The organism is Lacticaseibacillus salsurae, from assembly GCF_045862175.1.
Classification (GTDB): Bacteria; Bacillota; Bacilli; order Lactobacillales; family Lactobacillaceae; genus Lacticaseibacillus; species Lacticaseibacillus salsurae.
In genome coordinates this window covers 1-4225 of the sequence record NZ_BAAFZI010000096.1, presented here as the reverse complement: position 1 = coordinate 4225, position 4225 = coordinate 1, and the positions used below count along the sequence as shown (strand labels likewise).

2 protein-coding genes, 9 tRNA genes and 1 rRNA gene are annotated in these 4225 nt (G+C 49.9%); all 12 read right to left on the bottom strand.

Features of this window, described 5'->3' with window-relative positions; all coding sequences use genetic code 11:
* Positions 1-168: 168 nt before the first annotated feature.
* The 12 genes from ACKTSG_RS13695 to rrf all read right to left on the bottom strand — a co-directional run bounded on the left by ACKTSG_RS13695 (position 169) and on the right by rrf (position 4221).
* On the bottom strand, positions 169-2658 hold the full coding sequence (locus ACKTSG_RS13695) for an ATP-dependent Clp protease ATP-binding subunit (protein ID WP_407895540.1): 2490 nt from the start codon (positions 2656-2658) through the stop codon (positions 169-171).
* Positions 2659-2678: 20 nt separating this feature from the next.
* Positions 2679-3152 carry a CtsR family transcriptional regulator gene (locus tag ACKTSG_RS13690; RefSeq protein ID WP_407895538.1) on the bottom strand — a complete coding sequence of 158 codons (474 nt, stop codon included), beginning with the start codon at positions 3150-3152 and terminating at the stop codon, positions 2679-2681.
* A 104-nt stretch (positions 3153-3256) separates the two neighbouring features.
* Positions 3257-3330, bottom strand: a tRNA-Pro gene (locus ACKTSG_RS13685).
* Positions 3331-3337: 7 nt separating this feature from the next.
* A tRNA-Gly gene (locus ACKTSG_RS13680) sits at positions 3338-3409 on the bottom strand.
* Positions 3410-3446: 37 nt separating this feature from the next.
* Positions 3447-3520: transfer RNA gene (locus ACKTSG_RS13675), tRNA-Arg, on the bottom strand.
* 10 nt (positions 3521-3530) lie between these two features.
* Positions 3531-3616: transfer RNA gene (locus ACKTSG_RS13670), tRNA-Leu, on the bottom strand.
* A gap of 10 nt (positions 3617-3626) precedes the next feature.
* Positions 3627-3698: transfer RNA gene (locus ACKTSG_RS13665), tRNA-Gly, on the bottom strand.
* Positions 3699-3717: 19 nt separating this feature from the next.
* Positions 3718-3790 (bottom strand) — tRNA-Thr (locus tag ACKTSG_RS13660).
* A 17-nt stretch (positions 3791-3807) separates the two neighbouring features.
* A tRNA-Leu gene (locus ACKTSG_RS13655) sits at positions 3808-3889 on the bottom strand.
* 24 nt (positions 3890-3913) lie between these two features.
* Positions 3914-3986: transfer RNA gene (locus tag ACKTSG_RS13650), tRNA-Lys, on the bottom strand.
* 39 nt (positions 3987-4025) lie between these two features.
* A tRNA-Val gene (locus tag ACKTSG_RS13645) sits at positions 4026-4098 on the bottom strand.
* A 6-nt stretch (positions 4099-4104) separates the two neighbouring features.
* Positions 4105-4221, bottom strand: a 5S ribosomal RNA gene (rrf, locus tag ACKTSG_RS13640).
* Positions 4222-4225: the final 4 nt, after the last annotated feature.

Sequence of the window (4225 nt, the reverse complement as noted above, 5' to 3'; positions counted from 1 at the left end):
AAAATACCATTATCCCTGCATCCATCATAGTTCCTTAAACAATTAAATAACAAAAAAGCCTCCCACGGTCGGGGAGACCTTCAAAGGATAAAAACTATCCTTCAACACCATTTGACAAATTTCCAAAAAAAGTCGCCTTCTTCAATAGAAGAAAACGACTTCGGCGGTCTAAGCTTTGACCGGTTCTTTTGATTCAGTGGCAGGTTTGACTTTAAAGGTCAATTTCCCAGCTTTGGCGCCGATCGTGATCAAATCGCCAGCTTTGGCTTGGCCTGTCAACAGCAGTTCGGATAACTGATCTTCAACATCACGCTGCAACGCCCGCCGGATCGGACGGGCACCGTATTCAGGATCAAATCCGGCTTTGGCCACGGCATCAATGCCAGCAGGGGTGATCTTGACTTTGATATCTTGATCCGCCAAGCGCTTCAAGACGTTCTTGGCCATGATCTTCACGATTTCATGAAGTTCTTCTTTGTTTAAGGAGTGGAACACCACGGTTTCGTCGATCCGGTTCAAGAACTCTGGACGAAAGGCCCGCTTGAGCTCTTCTAGCATGCGACTTTGCATCGCCTTGTAATCAGGTCCATTGCTGGTAGAGGCCCCAAAGCCCATGGTCTTTTCATCCCGTAAAGCCGTGGCGCCGATGTTTGACGTCATGATCAAGATCGTGTTACGGAAATCGACTCGACGGCCTTTAGAATCCGTCAAGTAGCCATCATCTAAGACTTGCAACAAAATGTTGAACACATCTGGATGGGCTTTTTCCACTTCATCTAATAAGACAACAGAATATGGCTTATTGCGCACTTTTTCAGTCAGCTGGCCACCTTCGTCATAACCGACATACCCTGGCGCCGCCCCGATCAAGCGACTCGTGGAGAATTTCTCCATATATTCTGACATGTCCACGCGAATCATCGCGTCTTCAGTGCCAAACATCGCTTCAGCCAAGGCCTTGGCTAATTCGGTTTTGCCGACACCAGTGGGGCCTAAGAACATGAAAGAGCCGATCGGACGCGTTGGGTCTTTCAAGCCGCTGCGAGCCCGGCGAATCGCACGCGATACGGCGCTGACGGCTTCATCTTGGCCAACAACGCGTTCATGCAAGACTTTTTCCAAGTTGACCAAGCGCTCGGATTCTTTCTTTTGCAGCTGAGTGACAGGTACGCCAGTCCATTGGGCGACCACTTCAGCGACATCTTCGCCAGTGACTTTGACATCTTTGCGCACGCCATTTTCATCAGCGTCAGCAGGTTGCTCAGCCACTTTTTCACGGAGTTTTTGTTCTTTTTGCCGGATCACTGCGGCTTCTTCAAAGTCTTGATGCAAGATCGCATCTTCTTTGGCTTTGACCAAGTCTTCCAGCTTCTGTTCCATTTTGTCCGCTTTCGTCGGCTTGTCGGCTTCATCTAAGCGCACTTTGGCAGCAGATTCGTCGACCAAGTCGATGGCTTTGTCGGGCAAAAAGCGCGTGGTGATATAGCGGCTGGACAATACCACGGCTTCATGCAATGCGTCATCGGTGATGGTGACGCCGTGATGGGCTTCATAGCGGCCACGCAAGCCGTGTAAGATCTGCTCAGCTTCTTCTTCAGTCGGTTCATTGACTTGGATCGTGGCAAAACGCCGCTCCAAAGCCGCATCTTTTTCGATGTACTTTTGGTATTCGTCTAGCGTGGTCGCCCCGATCAGTTGCAGTTCCCCACGGGCCAAGGCTGGTTTGAGGATGTTTGAGGCATCAATGGCCCCTTCTGCCCCACCGGCACCGATCAAGGTGTGCAATTCATCAATGAACAAGATCACGTTGCCATCGGCATAAATTTCGTCGATGACTTTCTTCAAGCGGTCTTCAAATTCCCCACGATACTTGGTACCAGCCACTAATGAGCCCATATCAAGCATCATCAAGCGTTTGTGTCTCATATCGCTTGGCACGGAGCCGGCGACGATTTTTTCAGCAAAGCCTTCTGCAATAGCGGTTTTGCCGACACCAGGTTCACCGATCAACACCGGATTATTTTTGGTGCGGCGTGCCAAGATCTGGATCAAGCGGCGCACTTCTTTGTCGCGGCCAACCACTGGATCCATTTTGTTTTCACGAGCCAATTGGGTGAGATCGCGAGCCAGGCCATCCAGCGTTGGCGTACCTTGGCTGGCTGGACGCTTGGTTTGGCGCGCTTGTTGGCGCGGCTTGGCAGCAGCTTCGGAAATACCCATTTTCTTCAGGACCATTTGGCGGGTTTTAGACAAGGACAAATCCAAGTTTTGCAGGATACGCGCCGCTAAAATATCATCTTCGCGTAATAACCCCAGCAAAATGTGTTCCGTGCCGATTTTCAAAGCGCCTAAGCGTTTGGCTTCGTCACCGGCAAAACTTAAGATCTCTTTGCCTTTTGGCGAGTATGGCAAGTAAGTGTCAGCACTTTGATTTTGGGCGTCGACGGTGCCATAGCCGGTGAAGCGTTCGATCTCATCATGGACATCTTCTTGGCTGACTGACAGCTGACGCAAGGTCTTGCCGGCGATACCATCTTGTTCGATCACCAAAGCCATCAACAAATGCTCCGTGCCAACAGCATGGTGGTGGAAATACTTGGCTTGTTCTTGGGCGATCATTAACACGTTTTTTGCTGACGGCGTAAACAGATTATCCATACACTCATTCCTCTTTTCGATCAGTGTGTGCGTTCATATTGTAAGCTTTGTAAAAATGACAACAGCAACCGGGCCCGCAAGCGCCTTTCAGTTTCTGCGTCAGCCACGTTTAAGGTTTGGTGGCTCAACACATTCAGCATCATGTTGCCAGTTTGTTGTTCAACGATGCCTTCATCATACAACTTTTGGATCATTAAGCGGGCATCTTGGACGCTGATTTGACTTGGTAATTGCGCGATCATCCACGCCAACAAGTCACAATCTGTGCGTATTTTGACTTTGACGATGCGAATATAACCGCCACCGCCGCGCTTGGATTCAACCACATAGCCGCGTTCTGGCGTGAAGCGCGTTTTGATCACATAATTGATCTGCGAAGGGACGCAATCAAAGCGTTGCGCCACTTGGGCTCGTCTGATCTCGACTTCTTCTTCAGCATCCAGTAACGCTTTTAAGTAGCGTTCGATGATGTCCGTCACATTTTGGCTTGCCATCACGTCCCACCTTTCTGTCGCATCGGTCTAGTTTGACTAATGTTGACTTTAATTATACGCAAATATAATAAAAAAGCCACCGTCCGCAGACAATGACTTCAATATCGGGAAAACGGGATTCGAACCCACGACCTCTGCGTCCCGAACGCAGCGCTCTACCAAGCTGAGCTACTTCCCGGTGTAAGAGCGGAAGACGAGATTCGAACTCGCGACCCCCACCATGGCAAGGTGATGTTCTACCACTGAACTACTTCCGCATGAGCTGATCTAAAAATCTTTGCTAAACGCAAAAAATGCACCCAGTAGGAGTCGAACCTACAACCTTCTGATTCGTAGTCAGACACTCTATCCAATTGCGCTATGGGTGCATATCATAAATGCCGAGAGTCGGGTTCGAACCGACACGGTTATCACTAACCGCAGGATTTTAAGTCCTGTGCGTCTACCAGTTTCGCCATCCCGGCATAAATGAAAAGCGGAAGACGAGATTCGAACTCGCGACCCCCACCATGGCAAGGTGATGTTCTACCACTGAACTACTTCCGCATTAAATATTCAATTGTACTGCCGACTAGAGGATTCGAACCTCCGACCTCCTCATTACTAGTGAGATGCTCTGCCAGCTGAGCTAAGTCGGCGAAAATATTCTTGCTGATGCGGGTGAAGGGACTCGAACCCCCACGGTATAAACCACTAGAACCTAAATCTAGCGCGTCTGCCAGTTCCGCCACACCCGCAGACAATTTTGGAACTAATGGAAATGAGCCGTGACAGGCTCGAACTGTCGACCCTCTGATTAAAAGTCAGATGCTCTACCAACTGAGCTAACGGCTCGTGCTGGATCTATTCAGATCCTGGACCCAAGGGGTCCGATGGAGGATACAGGGCTCGAACCTGTGACCCTCTGCTTGTAAGGCAGACGCTCTCCCAACTGAGCTAATCCTCCATAACAGCGTGGCGGCTTCCTACCCTCGCAGGCAGTTACCCACCAACTACTCTCGGCGTAGAGAAGCTTAACTTCTGTGTTCGGCATGGGAACAGGTGTATCCTTCTCGCCATCGCCACCACACTGT

Coding starts and splice junctions, on each gene's coding strand:
- ACKTSG_RS13695 (WP_407895540.1), bottom strand. CDS start 2,658: ATGGATAATCTGTTTACGCCGTCAGCAAAAAACGTGTTAATGATCGCC.
- ACKTSG_RS13690 (WP_407895538.1), bottom strand. CDS start 3,152: ATGGCAAGCCAAAATGTGACGGACATCATCGAACGCTACTTAAAAGCG.